Source organism: Bacteroides faecis MAJ27 (genome assembly GCF_900106755.1).
Classification (GTDB): Bacteria; Bacteroidota; Bacteroidia; order Bacteroidales; family Bacteroidaceae; genus Bacteroides; species Bacteroides faecis.
On sequence record NZ_FNNN01000020.1, the window covers coordinates 38834 to 64175 of the forward strand.

Sequence of the window (25342 nt, forward strand, 5' to 3'; positions counted from 1 at the left end):
TATTTAAACAATAATTACCAGCTTGCTTTCTTTACGCCCGGGATCAGACCGTTAGATGCCATCTCACGGAACTGGATTCTTGAAATTCCGAACTGACGGATATAACCTTTTGGACGACCAGTCAGTTTGCAACGGTTGTGCATACGAATCGGATTTGAATTCTTAGGCAACTCTTGCAATTTCTGTGCAGCTTCAAAAGCATCGGCAGGTTCACCTGTTCTCACGATTTGCTTCAAAGCAGCTCTTTTCTCGGCGTATCTGGCTACTAATTTAGCACGCTTTACTTCACGTGCCTTCATTGATTCCTTTGCCATATTCTATTAATCTTTTTTAGCGTTTTTAAAAGGTAAACCGAATTCCTTCAACAAGGCATAACCTTCTTCATCTGTCTCCGCAGAGGTTACAAAGGTAATATTCATTCCGAGAATTCTTGTAATACTATCGATATTTATTTCAGGGAAAATGATTTGTTCCTGAATACCAAGGGTATAGTTACCTTTACCATCAAACTTACTTTCGATACCTTTGAAGTCACGAATACGAGGAAGAGCTACACGAACTAGTTTTTCCAAGAATTCATACATTCTCTCACGGCGCAAAGTTACCATAACGCCAATCGGCATTTTTTTACGTAACTTAAAGTTTGCGATATCTTTACGAGAAATGGTAGCTACGGCCTTCTGACCTGTGATAGCTGTCATTTCATTGATTGCTACTTCAATAATCTTCTTATCAGCAACAGCCATACCTAAACCTTGATTGATAACAATCTTCTTAAGTACGGGTACCTGCATCGTTGAAGAATACTGGAATTGTGATTTCAATGCAGGTGCAATACGATCTGCATATTCTTTCTTTAGGCTAGCAGTATTACTCATTACTAAATCTCCTCTCCTGATTTTTTAGAATAACGCACTAAAGTTCCTTCAGAACTCTTTCTTCTCCCAATACGCGTTGCTTTACCAGTTTTTGGATCAACCGGGTTCAAGTTTGAAATGTGGATAGAAGCTTCTTGCTTCACAATACCACCCTGCGGATTCTTTGCATTCGGCTTAGTGCTCTTAGATACCATATTGATACCCTCAACAATTGCACGACCTTCTTTAACAAGAACCTTCAATACACGACCAGTTTTGCCCTTATCTTCGCCAGCATTTACGTAAACTGTATCGCCTTTTTTAATATGTAATTTACTCATTACTCAAATCTTTTACAAAATTAAAGTACCTCAGGCGCAAGTGACACAACCTTCATGTTTGTAGCACGAAGTTCTCTTGCTACAGGACCGAAAATACGACTTCCTCTAATTTCACCTGCATTATTAAGCAACACGCAAGCATTATCATCAAAACGTATATAAGAACCATCAGGACGACGGATTTCTTTCTTCGTACGTACAATCAAAGCCTTTGATACTGCACCTTTTTTAACATCACTCGAAGGGATAACACTCTTTACGGAAACTACAATAACATCTCCTACTGAAGCATAACGACGACCTGTGCCACCCAATACACGGATACACAAAGCTTCTTTAGCTCCACTGTTATCACATACTGTAAGTCTGGATTCTACTTGTATCATAATTACTTAGCTCTTTCAATTATTTCTACTAATCTCCATCTTTTAGTCTTGCTCAAAGGACGAGTTTCCATGATGCGTACAGTATCACCGATATTGCATTCATTCTTTTCATCATGAGCATGGTACTTCTTCGTTTTACTAACGAACTTACCATATATAGGGTGTTTTTCTTTAAACTTGGCAGCAACTGTGATAGTTTTTTCCATCTTGTTGCTCAATACAACCCCTGTTCTTTCTTTTCTTAAATTTCTTGCTTCCATCAAGCTGATCATTTATTGTTAAGTTCTCTTTGGCGTAATTCTGTTTTCATACGCGCAATAGTCCTGCGTAATTGTTTGATTTGAGCAGGATTTTCCAAAGGAGAAATAGAATGATTGATAACCATCTGGTTATAATTAGCTGTTTCTGCCTCTACTCTTTCTACTAAATCATTAGTAGTCATTTCTTTAATTTCTGCAATTTTCATAAACCTTACGCATTTTGATTTTGAATATCATAATCACGTCTTACGACAAACTTCGTTGTAATAGGAAGCTTTTGAGCAGCTAAGCGCAATGCTTCTTTCGCGATTTCGTAAGATACTCCTTCAGCTTCAATAATGATTCTACCTGGAGTTACAGGAGCCACAAATCCCTCGGGAGCACCTTTACCTTTACCCATACGCACATCGGCAGGTTTTCTAGTAATTGGTTTATCCGGGAATATACGGATCCAGATCTGTCCTTGACGTTGCATATATCTTGTTACTGCAATACGAGCAGCTTCGATCTGACGGCCTGTAATCCATTTAGTTTCCAAAGCCTTAATGCCAAAAGAACCGAAAGCCAGCTGGTTGCCTCTCTGAGCATTACCTTTTGCACGGCCTTTTTGTTGTCTTCTGAATTTTGTCTTTTTCGGTTGTAACATAGTTTCCTAAAATTCAAATTCGTTTAGCGATTATTTTTCTTTCTTTTGAAGTTCTTTCCGCCGTTGTTTCCACCATTGTTTCCACGACCACTTTCTTTGCTTTGTGTAAAGTTCGGAGCTAATTCTTTCTTACCAAACACTTCACCTCTACAAATCCAAACTTTGATACCTAAAAGACCCACTTTAGTCAATGCTTCAGCATGACAGTAGTCGATATCAGCTCTGAAAGTGTGTAACGGAGTTCTTCCTTCTTTATACATTTCAGAACGAGCCATTTCAGCTCCATTCAAACGTCCTGAAATCTGAATTTTGATACCTTCAGCACCCATACGCATTGTATTTGCGATAGCCATTTTAATGGCACGGCGGTAGGCAATTTTACCTTCTACCTGGCGAGCAATGTTGTTAGCAACAATTACAGCATCCAGTTCCGGTCTTTTCACTTCAAAGATATTAATCTGAATATCTTTGTCGGTAACCTTCTTCAACTCTTCTTTTAACTTATCAACTTCTTGGCCACCTTTACCGATGATAATACCCGGGCGAGCAGTGCAAACGGTAATAGTAACGAGCTTCAGCGTACGTTCAATTACGATTCTTGATACACTTGCCTTTGCAAGTCTTGCATTAAGATATTTACGGATTTTGCTATCTTCCAGCAAAGAATCACCGTAATCATTTCCACCATACCAGTTAGAATCCCATCCTCTGATAATTCCTAAACGGTTGCTTATTGGATTAACTTTTTGTCCCATCTACCTTAATTTTGATCTTCGTTATTACTTTTAGCACCAACGAACAATGTTACGTGATTTGAACGTTTGCGAATTCTATAACCTCTACCCTGCGGTGCCGGTCTCATTCTTTTGAGTGTAGCGCCACCATCAACAAAAATCTGCGTTACGAACAACTCGCCGCTTTCTGCTTTACGTTCGTTTTTCTGTTCCCAGTTAGCAATTGCAGAGCGAAGCAATTTTTCCACTCTTGCAGCAGCTTCTTTTGAAGAAAATTTCAAAACACCAAGTGCTCTGTTCACTTCCATACCACGAATCATATCAGCGACTAAGCGCATCTTACGTGGAGAAGTAGGAACATTTTGCAATTTAGCAAAATACATGGTCTTAAGGGCTTCTTTTCTTTTTTCAGCCGATATTTTTTTTCTTGCTCCCATTATATTTATTACTTTATTATTTCAAATAATTCCTGTTATCTTTTCTTGTTACCAGCGTGTCCTCTGAATGTACGAGTTGGAGCGAATTCGCCCAACTTGTGTCCTACCATATTTTCGGTAACATATACAGGAATAAATTTATTTCCATTGTGAACTGCAACTGTATGGCCTACAAAATCAGGCGAAATCATTGAAGCTCTGGCCCATGTCTTTACTACGACTTTTTTGCCAGATTCATTCATGGCAAAAATTCTCTTTTCAAGCTTTACGTTAATATATGGACCTTTTTTTAATGAACGACTCATAGTTTACTCAATTAATCAGATTACTTTTTTCTTCTCTCAATAATGTACTTAGACGATTGTTTCTTAGGAGCTCTAGTCTTAAGTCCCTTAGCGTACAATCCCTTACGAGATCTTGGATGTCCTCCGGAAGAACGTCCTTCACCACCACCCATCGGGTGATCAACCGGGTTCATTACAACACCACGGTTACGAGGACGACGACCTTGCCAACGAGAACGTCCAGCCTTACCTGAGCGTTCCAATCCATGATCTGAGTTACCAACACTACCGATAGTAGCTTTACAAGTGCTAAGAATCTGTCTTACTTCACCTGAAGGCAATTTAATCACACAATACTTACCCTCACGAGAAGTTAACTGAGCAAAGTTTCCAGCTGATCTAACCAGAGCAGCACCCTGTCCCGGACGTAACTCAATATTGTGAATTACAGTACCAACCGGAATGTTCTGAAGGGGAAGAGTATTACCAATCTCTGGCGCTGCTGTTTCACCCGACATCAGAGTCGCACCAACTTGCAATCCATTGGGAGCAATAATATATCTTTTTTCTCCATCAGCGTAATATAACAAAGCGATACGAGCCGAACGATTCGGATCGTATTCAATTGTCTTAACCACTGCTGGTACACCGTCTTTGTTTCTCTTGAAATCAACAATTCTAATCACCTTTCTATGACCGCCACCAATGTAGCGCATAGTCATCTTACCTTCGTTGTTACGACCACCAGATGATTTCTTACCATATACAAGAGACTTTTCTGGTACTGATGCAGTAATTTCTTCGAAAGTACCAATAATTTTATGTCTTTGCCCCGGTGTTGTGGGCTTTAATTTACGTACTGCCATTTTTATTAAATATTACTATAAAAATCAATAGTATCTCCTTCTTTCAATGTTACAATTGCTTTTTTGAATGCATTCGTACGGCCATTGATGATACCTGCTTTAGTATAACGGCTTTTATTTTTGCCTGCATACTTCACTGTATTCACATCAACTACAGTAACATTATAAAGAGCTTCAACTTCCTTCTTAATTTCCAGTTTGTTAGCATCAGGACGTACAACAAAGCCGAAACGATTCAGCTTATCAGTGATTGCAGTCATTTTCTCTGTTACCAACGGTTTAATAATAATTCCCATTATTTAAGCCTCCTTTTTAAATTAAGATATTGTCAATAGCCTTCAAAGAGTTTTCTGTAAGCACAACAACCCCAGCATTCAATACTCTGTAAGTATTTAATCCTGAGACAGTCTGCACGTTTGCACCCTCTATGTTACGAGCTGACAAATATACGTTTTTATTTGCTTCCGGTAAAATTACGAGTAGCTTTTTATCGGAAACTTTAAGATTTTTTGTCATAGCAACGAAATCTTTTGTCTTAGGAGCTTCAAAAACGAAGTCTTCAACAACAATAAGCGCGTTGTTCTGAACTTTATAAGACAATGCTGACTTACGAGCCAATGTCTTAACTTTTTTATTCAACTTGAAGAAGTAGTCTCTTGGTTTCGGACCAAAAACACGAGCACCACCAACGAGCACCGGTGAATTCATATCACCACGACGTGCTCCACCACCACCTTTCTGGCGACCGATCTTACGAGTAGAGCCACTGATTTCACTTCTTTCTTTTGACTTATGAGTACCCTGACGCTGGTTGGCCATAAATTGCTTTACATCCAAATAGATAGCGTGGTCGTTGGGCTCAATTCCGAAGATAGATTCGTTTAACGTAACCTTTCTCCCAGTGTCTTCACCTTTAATGTTATATACGTTAACTTCCATTATTTCTCAATTATTACGATTGAACCTTTGCAACCCGGGATAGAACCTTTGATCAAAAGAAGGTTATGATCCGCGATTACTTTTAATACCTGCAAGTTTTGAACAGTAACTCTGTCACCACCGAGCTGTCCGCCCATGCGCATTCCTTTGAATACTTTAGCTGGATAAGAACAAGCACCGATAGAACCCGGCTTACGAGCACGATTATGCTGACCGTGAGTAGCTTGACCTACACCACCGAAACCATGTCTCTTAACTACACCCTGGAAGCCTTTACCTTTAGAAGTTCCGACAACATCTACGAAAGTAGCGTCATTAAACATCTCTACAGTAATAGTATCACCCAGATTCAACTCTGTTTCAAATTCTTTGAACTCGGCCAAGTGTCTCTTCGGTGTTACTCCAGCTCTCTTAAAGTGACCCATCAACGGTTTAGTTGTATGTTTTTCCTTTTTGTCCTGAAAACCCAACTGAACAGCTGCATAGCCATCTTTTTCGACAGTTTTAACCTGAGTAACAACACAAGGACCTGCTTCGATAACAGTGCATGGTACATTCTTACCATCAGCACTGAAAACGGATGTCATTCCGATTTTTTTTCCTAATAATCCTGGCATTTCACTAATTTTTAATTATCAAACTTTAATTTCTACTTCCACACCACTCGGCAACTCAAGCTTCATAAGAGCATCTACTGTCTTAGCAGTTGAGCTATAGATGTCGATCAATCTCTTATAAGAAGAGAGTTCAAACTGTTCACGTGACTTCTTGTTAACGAAAGTCGAGCGGTTTACTGTAAAGATACGCTTGTGCGTAGGCAGAGGAATTGGACCACTAACAATAGCACCCGTAGCCTTTACGGTTCTTACAATCTTCTCAGCTGACTTGTCAACCAAGTTGTGGTCGTAAGATTTCAATTTAATTCTAATTTTCTGACTCATTATGGTTTTAAATTAATATATTTATAAATAAGATAAAGCGGCAGGCTAAGAGTCATTCGCTAGCCTGCTGCTTTTGATATTCTTTTAGAGTAAATCAGCACGTCCTTTTACTTCTTCCAATACTGCCTTAGCAATAGAGTTAGAAACTTGAGCGTGATGAGAATATACCATTGATGAAGTTGCGCGACCTGATGTAATAGTACGTAACGCTGTTACATAACCAAACATTTCAGCCAGTGGCACCATTGCTTTCACGATACGAGCACCGGAACGGCTAGATTCCATCCCTTCAACCTGGCCACGACGCTTATTCAAGTCACCGATCACATCACCCATGTTTTCTTCCGGAGTAACAACCTCCAGTTTCATGATAGGCTCCATCAATACCGGACCAGCTTTAGCACATGCATTCTTATATGCCTGAATAGCACAGATTTCGAAAGACAACTGGTCAGAGTCAACCGGGTGGAATGAACCATCAATCAAAGTTACTTTCATTGAATCCAACGGATATCCGGCCAACACACCGTTCTTCATTGCGCTTGTGAAACCTTTCTGAACTGAAGGAATAAATTCTTTAGGAATATTACCACCCTTCACTTCATCGATAAACTGCAATCCGCCTTCTTTGAAATCTTCATCAACAGGACCGATCTTAACGATAATATCTGCAAACTTACCACGACCACCAGACTGTTTCTTATAAACTTCACGAAGATCAACTGTCTTAGTGATAGCTTCTTTATAATTAACCTGAGGTTTACCTTGGTTACATTCTACTTTAAATTCACGTTTCAAACGGTCAATAATGATATCCAAGTGCAACTCACCCATACCAGAGATTACAGTCTGTCCTGTTTGCTCATCAGTCTTAACTGTAAATGTCGGATCTTCTTCAGCGAGCTTAGCCAAACCGTTAGACAATTTATCCATGTCTTTCTGAGTTTTAGGCTCAACTGCAATACCGATTACCGGTTCTGGGAAGTCCATAGACTCTAATACGATCGGAGCTGTTTCATCACAAAGCGTATCACCTGTATGAATATCTTTAAAACCTACACCTGCACCAATATCACCAGCACCGATTACTTCAACCGGATTCTGCTTGTTTGAATGCATCTGGAACAGACGAGAAACACGTTCTTTCTTACCAGAGCGAGAATTATAGATATAAGAACCAGCTTCAATCTTACCCGAATATACACGGAAGAAAGTCAAACGACCTACATAAGGGTCAGTAGCAATCTTAAATGCCAAAGCTGATGTTTTCTCATCATCACTCGGTTTACGATCTTCTTCTGCACCTGTATTCGGATTTGTACCAATCACATTCTCAGTATCCAATGGAGAAGGCAAGAAAGCACAAACATAATCCAACAATGTCTGAACACCCTTATTCTTAAATGAAGAGCCACACAACATTGGTACAACTGCCATCTGAACTGTTGCATTGCGGAGAGCTCTCAACACTTCTTCTTCTGTAATAGTAGAAGGATCGTCGAAATATTTCTCCATCAAAGCATCGTCAAACTCAGCTACCTTTTCAAGCATTTTATCTCTCCATTCATTTGCTTCATCAACGAGATCTGCCGGTATTTCTTCAACTGTATAGTCAGCCCCCATTGTTTCATCATGCCAATAGATAGCTTTCATTTTAATCAAGTCTACTAGACCTTTGAAGGTTTCCTCAGCACCAATAGGAACAACGATTGGACAAGGATTAGCACCCAAAACAGCTTTCATCTGGCGTACAACCTCAAAGAAGTCAGCACCCGAACGGTCCATTTTGTTTACGTACGCAATACGTGGCACATTATACTTATCAGCTTGACGCCATACAGTTTCTGATTGAGGTTCTACACCACCTACTGCACAGTAAGCAGCCACAGCACCATCCAGGATACGTAACGAACGTTCTACTTCAGCAGTAAAGTCAACGTGTCCCGGAGTGTCAATCAAGTTGATTTTATAAGTATCACCAGCATATTTCCATCTTGTTGTTGTTGCAGCAGATGTAATAGTAATACCACGTTCTTGCTCCTGTTCCATCCAGTCCATTGTTGCAGCGCCATCGTGTACCTCACCAATTTTGTGAGTCAATCCAGTGTAGAACAGGATACGTTCAGAAGTTGTTGTTTTTCCGGCATCAATGTGAGCCATGATACCGATATTACGAGTCAAATGTAAATCTGTCTTTGCCATTTTCTTATTCCTTTACTTTAAGTTTTTAATCTAAATCGGTTATATTCTTATAGTATTAGAATCTGAAATGGGCAAATGCACGGTTAGCTTCAGCCATTCTATGCATATCTTCTTTACGTTTGTATGCACCACCTTGTTCGTTAAAGGCATCCATGATTTCAGCAGCCAATTTGTCTGCCATAGATTTACCACCTCTTTTGCGAGCAAACAGAATCAAGTTTTTCATTGAAACCGATTCTTTACGATCAGGACGGATTTCAGTAGGAACCTGGAAGGTAGCACCACCTACACGACGAGATTTTACTTCTACTTGCGGAGTTACATTATCCAAAGCCTTTTTCCAGATTTCGAGAGCTGATTTTTCTTCGTTAGGAAGTTTTGCTTTCACTGTTTCCAGAGCGGCATAAAAGATTTCATAAGACGCATTCTTTTTACCATCATACATCAAATGGTTTACAAACTTAGAAACCTTTTGGTCATTAAAAACGGGATCCGGAAGGATTACGCGTTTTTTGGGTTTTGCTTTTCTCATTTGTTTGAAAAATAATGTTTTTGTTCTTGGTTGTCTACTTCTTGACTTCTTCAACTCTCCCACCGGAGAATTTACTCAACCTTTAGCATTTCCAACAAACTAAAACGTAAGTTATTACTTTAATTCTAATTAGGTTTTAATCCTTATTTTTTCTTAGCCGGCGCAGCTTGTCCTGGTTTCGGACGCTTAGCTCCGTATTTAGAACGTCTTTGAGTACGACCAGCAACACCTGCAGTATCAAGTGTACCACGTACAATGTGGTAACGTACACCAGGAAGGTCTTTTACACGACCGCCACGTACCAAAACGATTGAGTGTTCCTGCAAGTTGTGTCCTTCTCCCGGAATGTATGAGTTAACCTCTTTTTGGTTAGTCAAACGTACACGAGCTACTTTACGCATTGCAGAGTTCGGCTTCTTCGGAGTAGTAGTATATACTCTCACGCAAACGCCACGTCTTTGAGGACATGAATCCAAGGCTGGAGATTTACTTTTCTCCACCAGCACTTCGCGTCCTTTTCTTACTAATTGCTGAATTGTAGGCATTTTAATTGTTTTTTGATTTATATTATTGTTATATTAATTTCGTAACTATACATTTTGGGCTGCAAAAATACGAATAATATTTGAATATTCAATGCGCTACAACTTTTTTTTCTTTTTTAATGTTTTTATATCAACCTCATGCTTCGCCTTTTACAACACTTAGCGGAGGCATCGGTGACTCTTCAGAAATACGAATAGGTCCAAAAGCACGTTCATACTTTGCTATGTTATCCTCCAATGCCCGCAACAAGCGTTTTGCGTGTTCTGGAGCTACTATAATACGAGATTGCACTCCTGCTTTCGGCACTCCTGGCATAACCCGTACAAAGTCTAGAATAAACTCTGAGCTTGAATGAGTAATGATTGCAAGATTCGCATAAGTTCCTTGCGCTACTTCTTCTTTCAACTCGATCTGTAACTGGTTGTTATTTTGTTCTTCCATATTAAATAAGATAAAATGTTTTTTTGCAAAATAACAAAATTTTATCGAGATAAGAATGATACAGTCAGGTAAAAGAAACAAAAAAAGGAGCAACTGCCCTATTACAGCAATCGCTCCTTTTTCATATAGTCAATTGAATTGTATTATTCTACTTCATTGTAATCAAGTACTGTCTTCTTGTTCGCCAAGATACGATCATACTCTTCTTTTGAACCAACGATAATCTTTTCAAATTCACGCTGACCTGTACCTGCCGGAATTAAGTGACCGCAAATTACGTTTTCCTTCATTCCTTCAAGTTTATCTGTCTTGCCATTGATAGCAGCCTCATTCAATACCTTCGTTGTTTCCTGGAAGGATGCAGCTGACATAAAGCTTGAAGTCTGCAGTGCAGCACGCGTAATACCCTGAAGAATCTGAGTAGAAGTTGCAGCTACAGCATCACGTACCTCAACAGGTTTCAAGTCACGGCGCTTCAGCATACTGTTCTCATCACGCAACTTGCGGGCAGTCACAATCTGTCCCGGCTGCATATTCTGAGAATCACCTGCATCAACAACGACTTTCTTACCCCAGATACGATCGTTCTCTTCCATAAACTCAAGCTTATCCACTACCTGTTGTTCCAAGAAGCGAGTATCACCCGGCTCATCGATCTGAACCTTACGCATCATCTGGCGAACGATAATCTCAAAATGCTTATCATTGATCTTCACACCCTGCAGACGGTATACATCCTGAACTTCATTCACAATATATTCCTGTACAGCCGTAGGACCTTTAATTGCCAGGATATCAGCCGGAGTAGTAGCACCGTCAGATAATGGAGTACCAGCACGCACATAGTCGTTCTCCTGAACCAGAATCTGTTTGGACAATGCAACAAGATACTTCTTCACTTCACCTGTTTTCGAAGTTACGATGATTTCACGGTTACCACGCTTGATCTTACCCATTGTAACCTCACCGTCAATTTCAGAAACGACAGCAGGATTAGACGGATTACGTGCTTCAAACAACTCAGTAACACGAGGAAGACCACCCGTGATGTCACCCGCCTTACCTACAGCACGCGGAATCTTCACGATTACTTCACCGGCTTTCACTTTCTGACCATTTTCAATAATCACGTGACCACCTACCGGTAAATTATAAGTACGAATCAAATCACCGTCTTCTGTCAGGATATGAGCCGAAGGAACTTTCGTTTTATCCTTAGATTCAATAATAATGATTTCACGAAGACCGGTTGCTTCATCCGATTCCACTTTATAAGTAACATTCTCAATTACACCTTCGAATTCAATCTTACCAGTTGCTTCAGTTATAATAACGGCATTGAACGGGTCCCATTTAGCAATTAACTTACCCTTTTCAACCAGATCACCATCCGAAACATATAATGTAGAACCATAAGGTACATTGTGCGTAGAAAGAACGATACCAGTATTTACGTCCACAAAACGAACTTCAGCCAAACGGCCTACCACTACTTTTGCAGCTTCACCCATTTCGTCTACGATATCTACCGTACGAAGTTCTTCAAATTCCAGACGAGCACTGTTCTTAGCCACAATACTTGCATTTGCCGCAATATTCGCAGCAGTACCACCGGCGTGGAATGTACGCAATGTCAACTGTGTACCCGGCTCACCGATTGACTGAGCAGCAATTACACCGACAGCCTCACCCTTCTGAACCATGCGGCTTGTTGCCAGGTTACGTCCGTAACACTTAGCACAAACACCCTTCTTCGCTTCACAAGTCAATACAGAACGGATTTCAACGCTTTCAATCGGAGAATCCTGAATCTTCTTAGCAACTTCTTCTGTGATTTCTTCACCACCGGCAACAAGCAATTCGCCTGTAGTAGGATGAATAATATCATGTACAGAAACACGACCTAAGATGCGTTCATACAGGGTAGCGATTACTTCATCGTTATTCTTCAAGTCTGTACAAACCAATCCACGAAGTGTACCGCAGTCTTCTTCTGTGATGATCACGTCGTGAGAAACGTCTACCAGACGACGAGTCAAATATCCGGCATCGGCAGTCTTCAAAGCGGTATCCGCCAAACCTTTACGGGCACCGTGAGTGGAGATAAAGTACTCCAACACAGAAAGTCCCTCTTTAAAGTTTGACAAGATCGGGTTTTCAATAATCTGACCACCTTCAGCACCAGCTTTCTGGGGCTTAGCCATCAAACCACGCATACCGGACAACTGACGAATCTGTTCTTTAGAACCACGGGCACCCGAATCCAGCATCATGTATACAGAGTTAAATCCTTGGTCATCCGAAGAAATAGTTTTCATCAAGATGTTAGACAACTCAGAGTTCACATGTGTCCAGATATCAATTACCTGATTATAACGTTCGTTGTTGGTAATGAACCCCATATTATAGTTATTTACGACTTGTTCAACTTCGTCGTAACCTTTTTGTACCAATGTCTCTTTTTCTTTCGGGATAATAATATCACCCAAGTTGAATGACAAACCACCCTTAAAGGCCATTTGGTAACCTAAGTTCTTGATTCCATCCAAGAAGTCTGCAGCTTTAGCCACACCACAAACCTTGATTACATCACTAATGATATCACGAAGAGATTTCTTAGAAATAATCGTATTGATATAACCTGCTTCAGGAGGAACAATTTCATTAACAATCACACGTCCTACAGAGGTTTCACGCATAACGTCAACAATGTTACCATTTTCATCAACGTCTTTCACGATAACCTTTACCGGAGCATGAATATCTACCTTACCTTCATTATAAGCAATTAATGCTTCTTCCGGTCCGTAGAATGTAAGTCCTTCTCCCTTAGCACCGGCACGCAACTTGGTAATATAATACAAACCAAGAACCATATCCTGTGCAGGCACAGTAATAGGCGCACCATTTGCCGGATTCAGGATATTATGTGACTGAAGCATCAACATCTGAGCTTCAAGAATTGCTTCGTTACTCAAAGGCAAGTGAACAGCCATCTGGTCACCGTCAAAGTCGGCGTTGAATGCCGTACATGCCAACGGGTGCAACTGGATAGCTTTGCCTTCGATCATCTTCGGCTGGAATGCCTGGATACCCAAACGGTGCAATGTCGGAGCACGGTTCAACAGTACAGGATGTCCTTTCATTACGTGTTCCAGAATATCCCAGATCACCGCTTCCTTACGATCTACAATCTTCTTTGCAGATTTCACCGTCTTAACGATACCACGTTCAATGAGCTTACGGATAATAAACGGCTTATAAAGTTCGGCAGCCATCAATTTAGGAATACCGCACTCACCCATCTTCAGTTCCGGACCAACGACAATTACCGAACGTGCAGAGTAGTCAACACGTTTACCCAGCAAGTTCTGACGGAAACGTCCTTGTTTACCTTTCAAGCTATCAGACAGTGATTTCAACGGGCGGTTAGCATCCGTCTTCACTGCACTTGATTTACGTGAATTATCGAACAATGAGTCTACAGATTCCTGAAGCATACGTTTCTCATTACGCAAGATTACTTCCGGAGCTTTGATTTCGATCAATCTCTTCAGACGGTTGTTACGAATGATAACACGACGATAAAGGTCATTCAAGTCAGAAGTAGCAAAACGACCACCATCCAATGGAACCAATGGACGAAGTTCGGGCGGAATAACCGGTACGATACGTACAATCATCCATTCCGGCTTGTTACGTCCACGTGATGCACGGAACGATTCTACAACCTGCAGACGTTTCAATGCCTCATTCTTACGTTGCTGTGAAGCATCATTGCCTGCACGGTGACGCAATTCATAAGACAGAGCATCCAGATCCAAACGAGCCAGCAAATCATAGATTGCTTCAGCTCCCATCTTAGCGATGAACTTATTCGGATCATTATCCTCCAGATATTGATTGTCCTTCGGAAGTGTATCCAGAATATCCAGATATTCTTCTTCAGAAAGTAAATCATATTCGGCAATGCCATCTTCAGCCTTTACACCCGGCTGAATAACAACATAACGTTCGTAATATATAATCGAATCCAGCTTCTTTGTCGGCAGTCCGAGCAAATAACCGATCTTATTTGGAAGCGAACGGAAATACCAGATGTGTGCCACCGGCACCACCAGCTGTATATGTCCCATACGTTCACGGCGTACTTTCTTTTCTGTAACTTCTACACCACAACGGTCGCAGACGATACCTTTATAACGGATACGCTTATATTTACCGCAATGGCATTCGTAATCCTTAATGGGACCAAAAATGCGCTCGCAGAACAAACCATCGCGTTCGGGTTTGTACGTACGGTAATTTATGGTTTCAGGCTTCAAAACTTCACCACTCGAATTCTCTAGGATTTCTTCCGGAGAAGCCAGACCAATTGAGATCTTCGAGAAATTGCTTTTCGTCTTATTTTCTTTTCTAAAAGCCATACTCTATATAATTGAGATTTGATAATTGAATCATTGGAAATTGAAGAAGATGCGAATGTCAACAGACCTTCATCGGCCTATTGACATCCTGCATTCTTTCATTATTTTATTCTAGGTTGATACTCAAACCTAAACCTCTCAACTCGTGTAACAATACGTTCAAGGATTCCGGAATACCGGGTTGCGGCATCGGTTCACCTTTCACAATTGCTTCATAAGCCTTAGAACGTCCTACTACGTCGTCAGACTTAATAGTCAAGATTTCCTGCAGGATATGAGCAGCACCGAAGCCTTCGAGTGCCCAAACCTCCATTTCTCCGAAACGCTGACCACCGAATTGTGCTTTACCACCAAGAGGTTGCTGAGTAATCAATGAGTACGGACCGATAGAACGAGCGTGCATCTTGTCTTCAACCATGTGCCCCAGCTTCAGCATATAAGTCACACCTACGGTTGCTGCCTGGTCAAATTGCTCACCTGTACCACCATCACAAAGATAAGTTTTACAGTAACGTGGCAATCCCGCTTTGTCTGTCCACTGATCCAAGTCGTCCATCGTAGCACCGTCAAAAATAGGAGTTGCAAATTTCACGCCCAAAGTTTTTCCGGCACGACCTAATACAGCTTCAAAAATCTGACCAATGTTCATACGAGAAGGCACACCCAACGGATTCAGTACAATGTCAACCGGAGTACCATCTGCCAAGAACGGCATATCTTCCTGACGTACAACACGTGACACGATACCCTTGTTTCCGTGACGACCTGCCATCTTATCACCTACACCAATCTTACGTTTCTTAGCAATATATACTTTAGCCATCTGAATGATACCAGCCGGAAGTTCATCACCGATAGTGATAGCAAACTTCTTACGTTTCAATTCAGCATCCAGTTCTTTGTATTTCTTGATAAAGTTCATAACCAGATCACGAACCATACCATTAGTATGGTCATCACTAGTCCAGTTACTCAGCTGAATAGAAGTAAAGTCAAGTGAATCAAAATCAGAAGCACTGAACTTAGATCCCTTAGCAATAACTTCTGCGCCCAAGTAGTCTTTCACACCCTGAGAAACCTTGCCTTCAGTCAAAGTCATCAGTTTCTTAACCAGAATACGCTTCAAGTCTGCAACCTTTGATTCAAACTCATCGTCAATCTTAGGCAACAATGCTTTATCCGCCAGTTTAGAGCTACGGTTCTTGATTACACGTGAGAAAAGTTTCTTATCAATAACAACACCTTTCAAAGAAGGAGAAGCTTTTAAAGAAGCATCTTTCACATCACCTGCCTTATCACCGAAGATAGCACGAAGCAGTTTTTCTTCCGGAGAAGGATCAGATTCACCTTTCGGAGTAATCTTACCGATCATGATATCACCCGGTTCGATACGCGCACCGATTCTTACGATACCATTTTCATCCAGGTCTTTAGTAGCTTCCTCACTTACATTCGGAATATCAGAAGTCAATTCTTCCATACCGCGCTTCGTTTCACGAACTTCCAGAGAGTATTCTTCTACGTGAACAGAAGTCAACAAGTCCTCGCGAACCACGCGTTCGTTCAATACGATAGCATCCTCATAGTTATATCCCTTCCATGGCATATAAGCAACCAACAGGTTTTTACCCAAAGCTAATTCACCCTTTTCGGTAGAATAACCTTCAGTCAGGATGTCACCCTTCTTCACGCGCTGACCTTTGTCACAAATCGGACGCAAGTCAATAGTCATGTTCTGGTTCGTCTTACGGAACTTCGGAATTCTATATTCTTTCAAAGCAGGCTCGAAGCTTACAAATTCTTCGTCTTCTGTACGGTCATACAAAATACGGATCGTAGTTGCATCAACGAAGTCAACAACACCATCGCCTTCTGCAGTAATCTGCGTGCGAGAGTCTCTCACTAACTGACGTTCGATACCTGTACCTACAATCGGAGCTTCACTTCTCAACAAAGGAACTGCCTGGCGCATCATGTTTGATCCCATCAATGCACGGTTAGCATCATCATGTTCCAGGAACGGAATCAGTGAAGCAGCAATCGATGCAATCTGCTGAGGAGAAACGTCCATCAAATCTACTTCAGACGGTTCTACAACCGGGAAGTCAGCGTCCTGACGAGATTTAACTTTATTGCGGACAAATGTACCGTCATCATTCAACGGAGCATTACCCTGTGCAATAATCTTTTCTTCTTCTTCTTCAGCAGTCAGATAAACCAGACCATTATCGGAAAGATCCACTTTTCCGTTTTCCACTTTACGGTACGGAGTTTCAATGAATCCCAGCTCATTAATTTTAGCGAATACACACAAGGAAGAGATCAAACCGATATTCGGACCTTCAGGAGTCTCAATCGGGCATAGACGACCATAGTGTGTATAGTGAACGTCACGAACCTCAAATCCGGCACGTTCACGAGAAAGACCACCAGGCCCCAGTGCAGACATACGACGCTTGTGCGTAATTTCAGCCAGCGGGTTTGTCTGGTCCATGAACTGTGACAAAGCATTTGTTCCAAAGAAAGAGTTGATCACAGAAGAAATAGTCTTCGCATTGATCAAATCGATCGGAGTAAATACTTCATTGTCACGAACATTCATACGTTCACGAATCGTACGAGACATACGAGCCAGACCAACAGCAAACTGATTAGAAAGCTGCTCACCAACTGTACGCACACGACGGTTACTCAAGTGGTCAATATCATCCACATCCGCTTTTGAGTTAATCAACTCAATCAGATATTTAATGATTTCAATGATATCTTCCTTCGTGAGGACACGCACGTCCATATCAGTCGTCAGATTCAACTTCTTGTTAATTCTGTATCGACCTACATCACCAAGGTCATATCGTTTTTCTGAGAAGAACAAGTTGTTGATAACTTCACGTGCACTTGCGTCATCAGCCGGATCAGCGTTACGCAACTGACGGTAGATATACAACACAGCTTCCTTTTCCGAGTTACTCGGGTCCTTCTGCAGGGTATTATATATAATAGAGAAATCAGATTGATTCGGCTCGTCCTTATGTAAAAGGATGTTTTGAACTCCCGATTCCAAAATTTCATCAATATGTACTTCCTCCAGCACGGTTTCACGGTCGATAATAACCTCGTTACGTTCGATAGAAACCACTTCACCGGTATCTTCATCAACGAAATCTTCAATCCATGTTTTCAAAACACGTGCAGCTAACTTACGACCTAGAACTCTCTTCAGATTTGTCTTGTTTACCTTCACATCTTCTGCAAGGTTGAAAATCTCAAGAATATCCTTATCGTTCTCGAAGCCAATCGCACGTAACAAAGTAGTTACCGGCAATTTCTTCTTACGGTCGATGTATGCATACATCACATTATTGATGTCAGTAGCAAACTCAATCCACGAACCTTTAAACGGGATAATACGAGCCGAATAAAGTTTCGTACCATTGGCATGTACACTCTGACCGAAGAACACACCCGGAGAACGGTGAAGCTGTGACACAACTACACGTTCGGCACCGTTAATGACGAAAGTAGCCTTGTCAGTCATATAAGGAATCGGGCCGAGGAATACGTCCTGAATAACTGTATCAAAATCCTCATGATCGGGGTCAGTACAGTACAGCTTAAGTTTCGCTTTCAAAGGAACACTATATGTGAGCCCACGCTCTATACAATCATCGATGGTATAGCGCGGCGGATCAATATAATAATCCAAAAACTCAAGAACAAAATTGTTTCTTGTATCGGCAATAGGGAAGTTTTCAGCAAATACTTTATACAAACCCTCATTCTTGCGCTTTTCAGGTGGGGTATCTAATTGTAGAAAGTCTTGGAATGACTTCAATTGTACTTCCAGGAAATCCGGATATTCAAGCGGATTCTTAGTCGAAGCAAAATTAACTCTTTGATTTACAGTATTTGAAGACATCTGTGAATGAATTTGGAGAACTTAATTTGAAATATATACACAAAAAGGTTAAGAATCCTCTTGCGAAGGATTCCTAACCGAATTACCTGATTACCAGGCTAATGTTATTTAAGTTCAACTTCAGCTCCAGCTTCTTCCAATGTTTTCTTCAATGATTCTGCTTCGTCTTTAGCCAAACCTTCTTTTACTACACTAGGAGCACCGTCTACCATGTCCTTAGCTTCTTTCAAGCCAAGACCACAAGCTTCCTTAACGGCCTTAACAACCTGAAGTTTAGCTGCACCAGCACTCTTCAATACTACGTCGAAAGAAGTTTTTTCTTCTACAGCAGCAGCACCAGCTGCAGGACCAGCAGCAACAGCAACAGCTGCAGCAGCAGGTTCAATACCGTATTCTTCTTTAAGGATAGTTGCAAGTTCATTAACTTCTTTTACTGTCAAGTTAACTAATTGTTCTGCAAAAGCTTTCAAATCTGCCATTTTTTGTATGATTTTAATTGTTTAAATACTTTGTTGTTTTTTGAAAATTATTCGGGTCTCTCACCAAGAGTTTTGAGAACTCCGTGAAGGGTGTTACCACCTGATTGAAGAGCAGAAATAACATTCTTGGCCGGAGATTGCAACAATGCAACGATATCGGCGATGACTTCGTTCTTACTCTTGATAGCAACGAGAGCATCCAATTGGTCTGCACCAATATAGAAGCTTTCTTCTGCATATGCAGCTTTCAGTCCGGGAATTCCGTCTTTAGCTTTGTCCTTGATCAGTTTAGCAGGTACGTTTGCAGTGTTGCAAAACATAACAGCTGTTGTACCTTTCAAAGAACCGTAAAGAGGAGAGAAGTCTTCTTCCAGGCTCTCAAGAGCTTTGTGAAGCAATGTATTCTTAACTACCATCAATTTGATGTCAGATTTGAAACAATCTCTTCTCAATGCACTTGTAGCAGTAGCGTTCATCGCTGTAACGTCTACCAGGTAGAAGTGGTTATATTCCTTTACTGTAGCAGCAATTTGCTCTATAATCGAATTTTTATCTTCCTTTCTCATTATTTCTCTGTTTTATTAGATTTCTTCCACTGATTTCGGGTCGATCTTGATACCCGCACTCATTGTACTAGAAAGATAAATACTCTTAATATATGTACCCTTTGCTGCGGTCGGTTTCAGTTTGTTCAGAGTAGAGATAAACTCTTTCGCGTTGTCGCGAATCTGATCAGGACTGAATGATACCTTACCGATAGAAGTATGAACGATACCGCTCTTATCAACTTTAAAGTCAATCTTACCTTGTTTTACTTCTTTTACAGCTTTAGCAACATCCATAGTTACAGTACCACTCTTCGGGTTAGGCATCAATCCACGAGGACCGAGTACACGACCGAGTGCACCAATTTTACCCATGATAGATGGCATAGTGATAATTACATCAATATCAGTCCATCCACCTTTGATCTTTTCAATATATTCGTCAAGACCAACATAGTCAGCACCAGCTTCTTTTGCAGCAGCTTCAGCATCCGGTGTACAGAGTACCAAAACACGTACTTCTTTACCAGTACCATGAGGAAGTGAAACAACACCTCTCACCATCTGGTTAGCTTTACGTGGGTCTACACCTAAACGTACGTCAATATCCAGTGAGGCATCAAATTTAGTGAAAGTAATTTCTTTTACTAAAGATGCAGCTTCTTTCAGTGAGTATGCTTTCCCTGCTTCAATTTTTTCTGCAGCTAACTTTTGATTTTTTGTCAGTTTACCCATTACAATTGAAGTTTATTAGTTATTAACCGGGAACTCCCCTTTTACAGCGATACCCATACTTCTAGCTGTACCAGCAACCATTCTCATGGCAGCATCCACAGTAAAACAGTTTAAGTCAACCATTTTGTCCTGAGCAATCGTACGAATCTGTTCCCAAGTAAGCTCGGCAACTTTCTTACGGTTAGGCTCAGCAGAACCACTCTTTACCTTAGCTACTTCAAGCAATTGAATAGCAACGGGAGGAGTCTTGATTACAAAATCGAAAGACTTATCTGCGTAGTAAGTAATGATAACAGGCAAAATCTTACCTGCCTTGTCTTGGGTTCTGGCATTGAATTGCTTGCAAAATTCCATGATATTAATACCCTTGGAACCCAAAGCAGGTCCAACTGGGGGTGATGGATTTGCAGCGCCTCCTTTAATCTGTAACTTGATTAGTCCAGCAACTTCTTTAGCCATTTTTTTATTGATTTATATATAAACATTAAACGAAGAACAACAACAGCGTAACAATTCCGCGTTATTCTTTTTCCACTTGCATAAAGCCTAATTCAAGCGGCGTTTTGCGCCCGAATATCTTCACCATGACCTTTAGTTTCTTCTTTTCGCTATTCACTTCTTCAATGATACCACTGAATCCGCTGAAAGGACCAAAAGTAACTTTCACAGTCTCACCCACTACATACGGAATATTGAGTTCTTCACCCGTTTCCTGTAGCTCGTCTACTGTACCAAGTATACGATTCACTTCTGATTGTCTGAGAGGCACCGGTTTTTCGGAGCCACCTAAAAAGCCTATCACATTCGGAGTATTGCGTAGGTGATGAGCGACCTCACCGACCAAAGCAGCCTCCACTAAAACGTAACCAGGGAGATAACTTCTCTCTTTCACAATTTTTTTACCATTGCGAACCTGATACACTTTTTCAGTTGGAATCAATACCTGAGATACATATTCACCAAGGTCGCTGTTTTTAAGATCAGCTTCAAGATATTCCTTTACCTTAGCTTCTTTTCCGCTAATAGCACGCAGAACGTACCATTTCTTTTCAATCTCAGCCATTTTCAATTCCTATTTTTTTAATGTGGATAAACAATTTTTTCCATGAAGTTCTGGAAACAGACATCCATACCCCATACTACCAATGCAATAAGCAGGGAAGCATATAAAACAACTACTGCACTGTTAGCAAGTTCGGAATACGTAGGCCACGATACTTTATGAACAAGTTCGTCGTAAGATTCTTTAATATAAGCTATTACCTTTTTCATTTCAATAATATTAGCACGGGAGGAGAGGCTCGAACTCCCGACACCCGGTTTTGGAGACCGGTGCTCTACCAACTGAGCTACTCCCGTTTGTACATAATCAGTTCCCGATGGTAAAACCGGGAACTGATTAATTATTGTTGTATTAGTCGATAATTTCAGTAATCTGACCAGCACCTACTGTACGTCCACCTTCGCGGATAGCGAAACGAAGACCTGGGTTCAATGCTACTGGGTAGATCAACTCTACAGTGATAGTTACGTTATCACCCGGCATTACCATTTCTGTTCCTTCCGGCAAAGTGATTTCACCTGTACAGTCCATAGTACGCAAGTAGAACTGAGGACGGTATTTGTTGTGGAACGGAGTGTGACGACCACCTTCTTCTTTCTTCAGGATATAAACCTCAGCTTTGAAGCGAGAGTGTGGTTTAATCTGACCCGGTTTACAAAGAACCATACCACGTTTGATTTCGTTCTTGTCAACACCACGGAGCAACAAACCTACGTTGTCACCAGCTTCACCCTGATCCAACAGTTTACGGAACATTTCAACACCAGTTACAACTGATTTCTTATCTTCACCTAAACCAAGGATTTCAACTTCATCACCTACGTGGATGATACCAGATTCGATACGACCTGTTGCTACAGTACCACGACCTGTGATAGAGAACACGTCTTCAACCGGCATCAAGAATGGTTTATCAACATCGCGCGGAGGAAGCGGAATCCAGTTATCAACTGCATCCATCAGTTCCATAACTTTGTCTTCCCATTTTTCTACACCGTTCAATGCGCCAAGAGCAGAACCCTGGATGATAGGAGTATTGTCACCATCGAAATCATAGAATGAAAGAAGTTCTCTCATTTCCATTTCAACGAGTTCCAACATTTCTTCGTCGTCTACCATATCGCACTTGTTCAAGAATACAACCAGACGAGGAACGTTTACCTGACGAGCCAACAAGATATGTTCGCGAGTCTGAGGCATCGGACCATCAGTTGCAGCACAAACGATGATAGCACCATCCATCTGAGCAGCACCAGTTACCATGTTCTTTACGTAGTCGGCGTGTCCCGGACAGTCAACGTGTGCGTAGTGACGGTTAGCTGTTTCGTACTCAACGTGTGAAGTATTGATAGTAATACCTCTTTCTTTTTCTTCAGGAGCGTTATCGATAGAATCGAAAGAACGCAACTCAGAAAGACCTTTTTTTGCCAACACCGTAGTGATAGCAGCTGTCAACGTTGTCTTACCGTGGTCTACGTGACCGATTGTACCAATGTTTACGTGCGGTTTGGTACGTTCAAATTTCTCTTTAGCCATAGCTTTACTTGTTATTTATTTGATTAATAATCAGCATTTACATCTTTATGAGCTGTTACCGGGATTTGAACCCGGGACCTCTTCCTTACCAAGGAAGTGCTCTACCACTGAGCTATAACAGCAAGAAAAAAGAGCGGAAGACGGGGCTCAAACCCGCGACCCTCAGCTTGGAAGGCTAATGCTCTATCAACTGAGCTACTTCCGCATTCTTGCCAAAGTTGTCACTCTGATTGTGGGCAAAGATGGATTCGAACCACCGAAGTCGAAAGACAGCAGATTTACAGTCTGCCCCATTTGGCCACTCTGGTATTTGCCCTTAATACTTAAAACGAAGAATTAAAATCAAAAAGCGAACAATACTCCGAAGACAGATGTTTTATTCTCAGTTCTTCTTCTAATTCTTTCCTCGCTATGCGAGCCGGAAGACTTTCATCATCCCTTCGAGCCTCTTGTCGGATTCGAACCAACGACCCCGAGATTACAAATCACGTGCTCTGGCCAACTGAGCTAAAGAGGCGTTCTAGCTAAAAAATGCAACCGTCACGTTCTAACGCGAGCGAAACGGCTGCAAATTTAGTTATTTATTTCTTTCCCGCAAAATATTTGCGATTTTTTTATTTGCTACGCTGTTTTTCCTTGTATTTCACCAGTTGTTTTTCAAGCGCTTCTACATCCAGGTCAATTGCTTCCTCAAATGTATCACATACTTTACTTGCATAAAACTCACCATTGGGGATAAGTATTTTTATGCCTGCCTCTTTATTTTCGGCAGCCTCCGGCTTAATTACCTTTAATGACACCTCTACTTTCTTTATATCTTCGTAATATTTTTCCAACTTAGACACTTTCTTCTGAATAAATGCCTGCAATTGCTCTGACGCATCAAAGTGAATTGATTGAATTCTAATATCCATACTTACCTCCTTTTTTTTAAGCTCTTGGATGAGCTTGTTTATACACTTTTTTAAGTTCTTCAAATGTGGCATGCGTATAGATCTCGGTAGTTGCGATACTCTCGTGACCCAAAAGTTCTTTTACCGCGCCCAGTTCCGCTTCATTATTCAGCATCGTGGTAGCAAAAGTATGCCTCAACACGTGAGGACTTCTTTTCTTCAGCGTCGCCACCTTTGACAGGTTCCGTTTCACTAAATTATAGACCAGATTCTTATAAAGCCGTTCACCACTCTCCTTCACGAAGAAGGCTTCCGACCTTTCCGGAATCATTTCGTTTCTTATATTAATATATTCAAGCATCAACTCCCGCAGTTCGTCACCGAACGGTATCAGCCTTTGCTTGTTTCTTTTCCCGGTTACTTTCAAAAGAGAAGCGGAGAAATCCACATCCTTATCATCCAAACCTATCAATTCTGAAAGCCTCATGCCGGTGGCATAAAACATTTCAATAATCAACCGATCGCGACAGCCTTTAAATCCTTCGCCAAAGTCCGTATCATCCAGCAACTTATCCATTTCGCTCTCTTTCAGAAAAACAGGTAACGGTTTTTTATTCTTAGGTCCCGTTATTTTCCTTAACGGATCCACTGTCACCTCTCCTTGCCTTAAAAGATACTTATAGAACGACCGGAGCGAACTCAACTTACGATTTACAGAAGTCGAAGTATATCCCCTATCCATTAATGAAACAATCCATTCACGAATCAGTTCACCTTCCACCTCCAACGGATCAAACTTTCCGTACTCTTCTTGAGCAAACTCCCGCAGCTGCTTTATATCCTCGCCATACGCCAGAACGGTTTTTTCGGAATAATTCCGCTCATACCGGAGATAATCAAGAAAAGATTTAATTAACATAATATCGCTACATCTAAAATCGTGCAACGAATGTATGAAAAGAATTCAATAATTCAAAGGAAATTACGAATTATTAATCTTCTACTTGCTGAAGTTGTTGTACATAAACCGCACGTTCTTTCTTAAGTCTTTTAGTTACAGACGGTTTATCAAATTGCTGTCTGCTTCTCAATTCTTTTACGATACCAGTTTTCTCAAATTTTCTTTTAAACTTCTTCAGCGCTTTTTCAATGTTTTCGCCTTCTTTTACAGGTACTACAATCATTTTGTTATTATTAATATGTTATTGGTTAAAAATTTCCGCAGTCAAATTGCGCCGCAAAATTACACATACTTTCTTTATTCACAAAACTTTCGGCAAATATTTCTCAAAAACTATTCATAAACAAATCATTAACCACGAAAAGTTAGTAC

General features: G+C 40.9%; 31 protein-coding genes and 5 tRNA genes. All 36 read right to left on the reverse strand.

Features of this window, described 5'->3' with window-relative positions:
- Positions 1-14: 14 nt before the first annotated feature.
- Positions 15-314, reverse strand: a complete 300-nt coding sequence (gene rpsN, locus BLW31_RS16645) for a 30S ribosomal protein S14 (protein ID WP_008762042.1) — start codon at positions 312-314, stop codon at positions 15-17.
- 6 nt (positions 315-320) lie between these two features.
- Positions 321-878 (reverse strand): 50S ribosomal protein L5, encoded by a 558-nt coding sequence (gene rplE, locus BLW31_RS16650; protein ID WP_005675434.1) that lies wholly within the window; start codon positions 876-878, stop codon positions 321-323.
- Between the two features lie 2 nt (positions 879-880).
- A complete protein-coding gene (rplX, locus tag BLW31_RS16655) occupies positions 881-1198 on the reverse strand; it encodes a 50S ribosomal protein L24 (protein ID WP_008762041.1) in 318 nt (105 codons plus the stop codon).
- 20 nt (positions 1199-1218) lie between these two features.
- Positions 1219-1584: a 50S ribosomal protein L14 gene (rplN, locus tag BLW31_RS16660; protein WP_004296340.1), complete on the reverse strand. Its 366-nt coding sequence runs from the start codon at positions 1582-1584 to the stop codon at positions 1219-1221.
- Positions 1585-1586: 2 nt separating this feature from the next.
- Positions 1587-1856, reverse strand: coding sequence for a 30S ribosomal protein S17 (gene rpsQ / locus BLW31_RS16665; RefSeq protein ID WP_008762040.1), 270 nt, complete (start codon positions 1854-1856; stop codon positions 1587-1589).
- Positions 1853-2050 (reverse strand): 50S ribosomal protein L29, encoded by a 198-nt coding sequence (rpmC, locus tag BLW31_RS16670; RefSeq protein WP_008762039.1) that lies wholly within the window; start codon positions 2048-2050, stop codon positions 1853-1855. The genes rpsQ and rpmC overlap by 4 nt, the downstream gene beginning before the upstream one ends.
- Before the next feature lie 5 nt (positions 2051-2055).
- Entirely contained in the window at positions 2056-2490 is a 435-nt protein-coding gene (gene rplP, locus BLW31_RS16675) for a 50S ribosomal protein L16 (protein ID WP_002558067.1), read from the reverse strand.
- A gap of 23 nt (positions 2491-2513) precedes the next feature.
- Positions 2514-3245 (reverse strand): 30S ribosomal protein S3, encoded by a 732-nt coding sequence (gene rpsC / locus BLW31_RS16680; protein WP_008762038.1) that lies wholly within the window; start codon positions 3243-3245, stop codon positions 2514-2516.
- A 5-nt stretch (positions 3246-3250) separates the two neighbouring features.
- Positions 3251-3661, reverse strand: coding sequence for a 50S ribosomal protein L22 (gene rplV / locus BLW31_RS16685; protein ID WP_004296344.1), 411 nt, complete (start codon positions 3659-3661; stop codon positions 3251-3253).
- 35 nt (positions 3662-3696) lie between these two features.
- Positions 3697-3966 carry a 30S ribosomal protein S19 gene (rpsS, locus tag BLW31_RS16690; protein WP_008762037.1) on the reverse strand — a complete coding sequence of 90 codons (270 nt, stop codon included), beginning with the start codon at positions 3964-3966 and terminating at the stop codon, positions 3697-3699.
- A gap of 20 nt (positions 3967-3986) precedes the next feature.
- Complete coding sequence (gene rplB, locus BLW31_RS16695) at positions 3987-4811, reverse strand: 50S ribosomal protein L2 (protein ID WP_008765427.1); 825 nt, start codon at positions 4809-4811, stop codon at positions 3987-3989.
- A gap of 5 nt (positions 4812-4816) precedes the next feature.
- Positions 4817-5107, reverse strand: a complete 291-nt coding sequence (gene rplW, locus BLW31_RS16700; RefSeq protein WP_007747932.1) for a 50S ribosomal protein L23 — start codon at positions 5105-5107, stop codon at positions 4817-4819.
- 16 nt (positions 5108-5123) lie between these two features.
- Positions 5124-5750 carry a 50S ribosomal protein L4 gene (gene rplD / locus BLW31_RS16705; protein ID WP_008762035.1) on the reverse strand — a complete coding sequence of 209 codons (627 nt, stop codon included), beginning with the start codon at positions 5748-5750 and terminating at the stop codon, positions 5124-5126.
- A complete protein-coding gene (gene rplC, locus BLW31_RS16710; RefSeq protein WP_008762034.1) occupies positions 5750-6367 on the reverse strand; it encodes a 50S ribosomal protein L3 in 618 nt (205 codons plus the stop codon). Before rplC ends, rplD begins: the two co-directional genes overlap by 1 nt.
- Before the next feature lie 18 nt (positions 6368-6385).
- Positions 6386-6691, reverse strand: coding sequence for a 30S ribosomal protein S10 (rpsJ, locus tag BLW31_RS16715; protein ID WP_002558075.1), 306 nt, complete (start codon positions 6689-6691; stop codon positions 6386-6388).
- A gap of 84 nt (positions 6692-6775) precedes the next feature.
- Entirely contained in the window at positions 6776-8893 is a 2118-nt protein-coding gene (gene fusA / locus BLW31_RS16720; protein WP_008762033.1) for an elongation factor G, read from the reverse strand.
- 55 nt (positions 8894-8948) lie between these two features.
- Complete coding sequence (rpsG, locus tag BLW31_RS16725; RefSeq protein WP_008762032.1) at positions 8949-9425, reverse strand: 30S ribosomal protein S7; 477 nt, start codon at positions 9423-9425, stop codon at positions 8949-8951.
- A 143-nt stretch (positions 9426-9568) separates the two neighbouring features.
- A complete protein-coding gene (gene rpsL, locus BLW31_RS16730; RefSeq protein WP_005675419.1) occupies positions 9569-9970 on the reverse strand; it encodes a 30S ribosomal protein S12 in 402 nt (133 codons plus the stop codon).
- A 136-nt stretch (positions 9971-10106) separates the two neighbouring features.
- The gene (locus tag BLW31_RS16735; protein ID WP_008762031.1) at positions 10107-10412 is read right to left on the reverse strand and encodes a DUF3467 domain-containing protein; all 306 of its coding nucleotides are present in this window, start codon (positions 10410-10412) and stop codon (positions 10107-10109) included.
- A gap of 143 nt (positions 10413-10555) precedes the next feature.
- The gene (rpoC, locus tag BLW31_RS16740; protein ID WP_008762030.1) at positions 10556-14839 is read right to left on the reverse strand and encodes a DNA-directed RNA polymerase subunit beta'; all 4284 of its coding nucleotides are present in this window, start codon (positions 14837-14839) and stop codon (positions 10556-10558) included.
- Positions 14840-14945: 106 nt separating this feature from the next.
- Entirely contained in the window at positions 14946-18758 is a 3813-nt protein-coding gene (gene rpoB / locus BLW31_RS16745; protein WP_008762029.1) for a DNA-directed RNA polymerase subunit beta, read from the reverse strand.
- A gap of 104 nt (positions 18759-18862) precedes the next feature.
- Positions 18863-19237, reverse strand: coding sequence for a 50S ribosomal protein L7/L12 (rplL, locus tag BLW31_RS16750; protein ID WP_002558082.1), 375 nt, complete (start codon positions 19235-19237; stop codon positions 18863-18865).
- Positions 19238-19284: 47 nt separating this feature from the next.
- Complete coding sequence (gene rplJ / locus BLW31_RS16755) at positions 19285-19803, reverse strand: 50S ribosomal protein L10 (protein WP_010535561.1); 519 nt, start codon at positions 19801-19803, stop codon at positions 19285-19287.
- Positions 19804-19818: 15 nt separating this feature from the next.
- Complete coding sequence (rplA, locus tag BLW31_RS16760; RefSeq protein ID WP_010535562.1) at positions 19819-20517, reverse strand: 50S ribosomal protein L1; 699 nt, start codon at positions 20515-20517, stop codon at positions 19819-19821.
- Between the two features lie 15 nt (positions 20518-20532).
- Complete coding sequence (gene rplK / locus BLW31_RS16765; RefSeq protein ID WP_008762027.1) at positions 20533-20976, reverse strand: 50S ribosomal protein L11; 444 nt, start codon at positions 20974-20976, stop codon at positions 20533-20535.
- 61 nt (positions 20977-21037) lie between these two features.
- Entirely contained in the window at positions 21038-21580 is a 543-nt protein-coding gene (gene nusG, locus BLW31_RS16770) for a transcription termination/antitermination protein NusG (protein WP_004296362.1), read from the reverse strand.
- Between the two features lie 17 nt (positions 21581-21597).
- Entirely contained in the window at positions 21598-21789 is a 192-nt protein-coding gene (secE, locus tag BLW31_RS16775) for a preprotein translocase subunit SecE (protein ID WP_004296363.1), read from the reverse strand.
- A gap of 14 nt (positions 21790-21803) precedes the next feature.
- Positions 21804-21876 (reverse strand) — tRNA-Trp (locus BLW31_RS16780).
- Between the two features lie 55 nt (positions 21877-21931).
- Positions 21932-23116 (reverse strand): elongation factor Tu, encoded by a 1185-nt coding sequence (gene tuf, locus BLW31_RS16785; RefSeq protein WP_008762026.1) that lies wholly within the window; start codon positions 23114-23116, stop codon positions 21932-21934.
- 50 nt (positions 23117-23166) lie between these two features.
- A tRNA-Thr gene (locus BLW31_RS16790) sits at positions 23167-23238 on the reverse strand.
- 10 nt (positions 23239-23248) lie between these two features.
- Positions 23249-23321: transfer RNA gene (locus tag BLW31_RS16795), tRNA-Gly, on the reverse strand.
- Positions 23322-23349: 28 nt separating this feature from the next.
- A tRNA-Tyr gene (locus tag BLW31_RS16800) sits at positions 23350-23432 on the reverse strand.
- A 127-nt stretch (positions 23433-23559) separates the two neighbouring features.
- Positions 23560-23633: transfer RNA gene (locus BLW31_RS16805), tRNA-Thr, on the reverse strand.
- Positions 23634-23730: 97 nt separating this feature from the next.
- On the reverse strand, positions 23731-24030 hold the full coding sequence (gene hpf / locus BLW31_RS16810; protein ID WP_010535563.1) for a ribosome hibernation-promoting factor, HPF/YfiA family: 300 nt from the start codon (positions 24028-24030) through the stop codon (positions 23731-23733).
- A gap of 16 nt (positions 24031-24046) precedes the next feature.
- On the reverse strand, positions 24047-24928 hold the full coding sequence (gene xerC, locus BLW31_RS16815) for a tyrosine recombinase XerC (RefSeq protein ID WP_010535564.1): 882 nt from the start codon (positions 24926-24928) through the stop codon (positions 24047-24049).
- Between the two features lie 73 nt (positions 24929-25001).
- On the reverse strand, positions 25002-25193 hold the full coding sequence (rpsU, locus tag BLW31_RS16820) for a 30S ribosomal protein S21 (protein ID WP_002558090.1): 192 nt from the start codon (positions 25191-25193) through the stop codon (positions 25002-25004).
- Positions 25194-25342 lie beyond the last annotated feature (149 nt).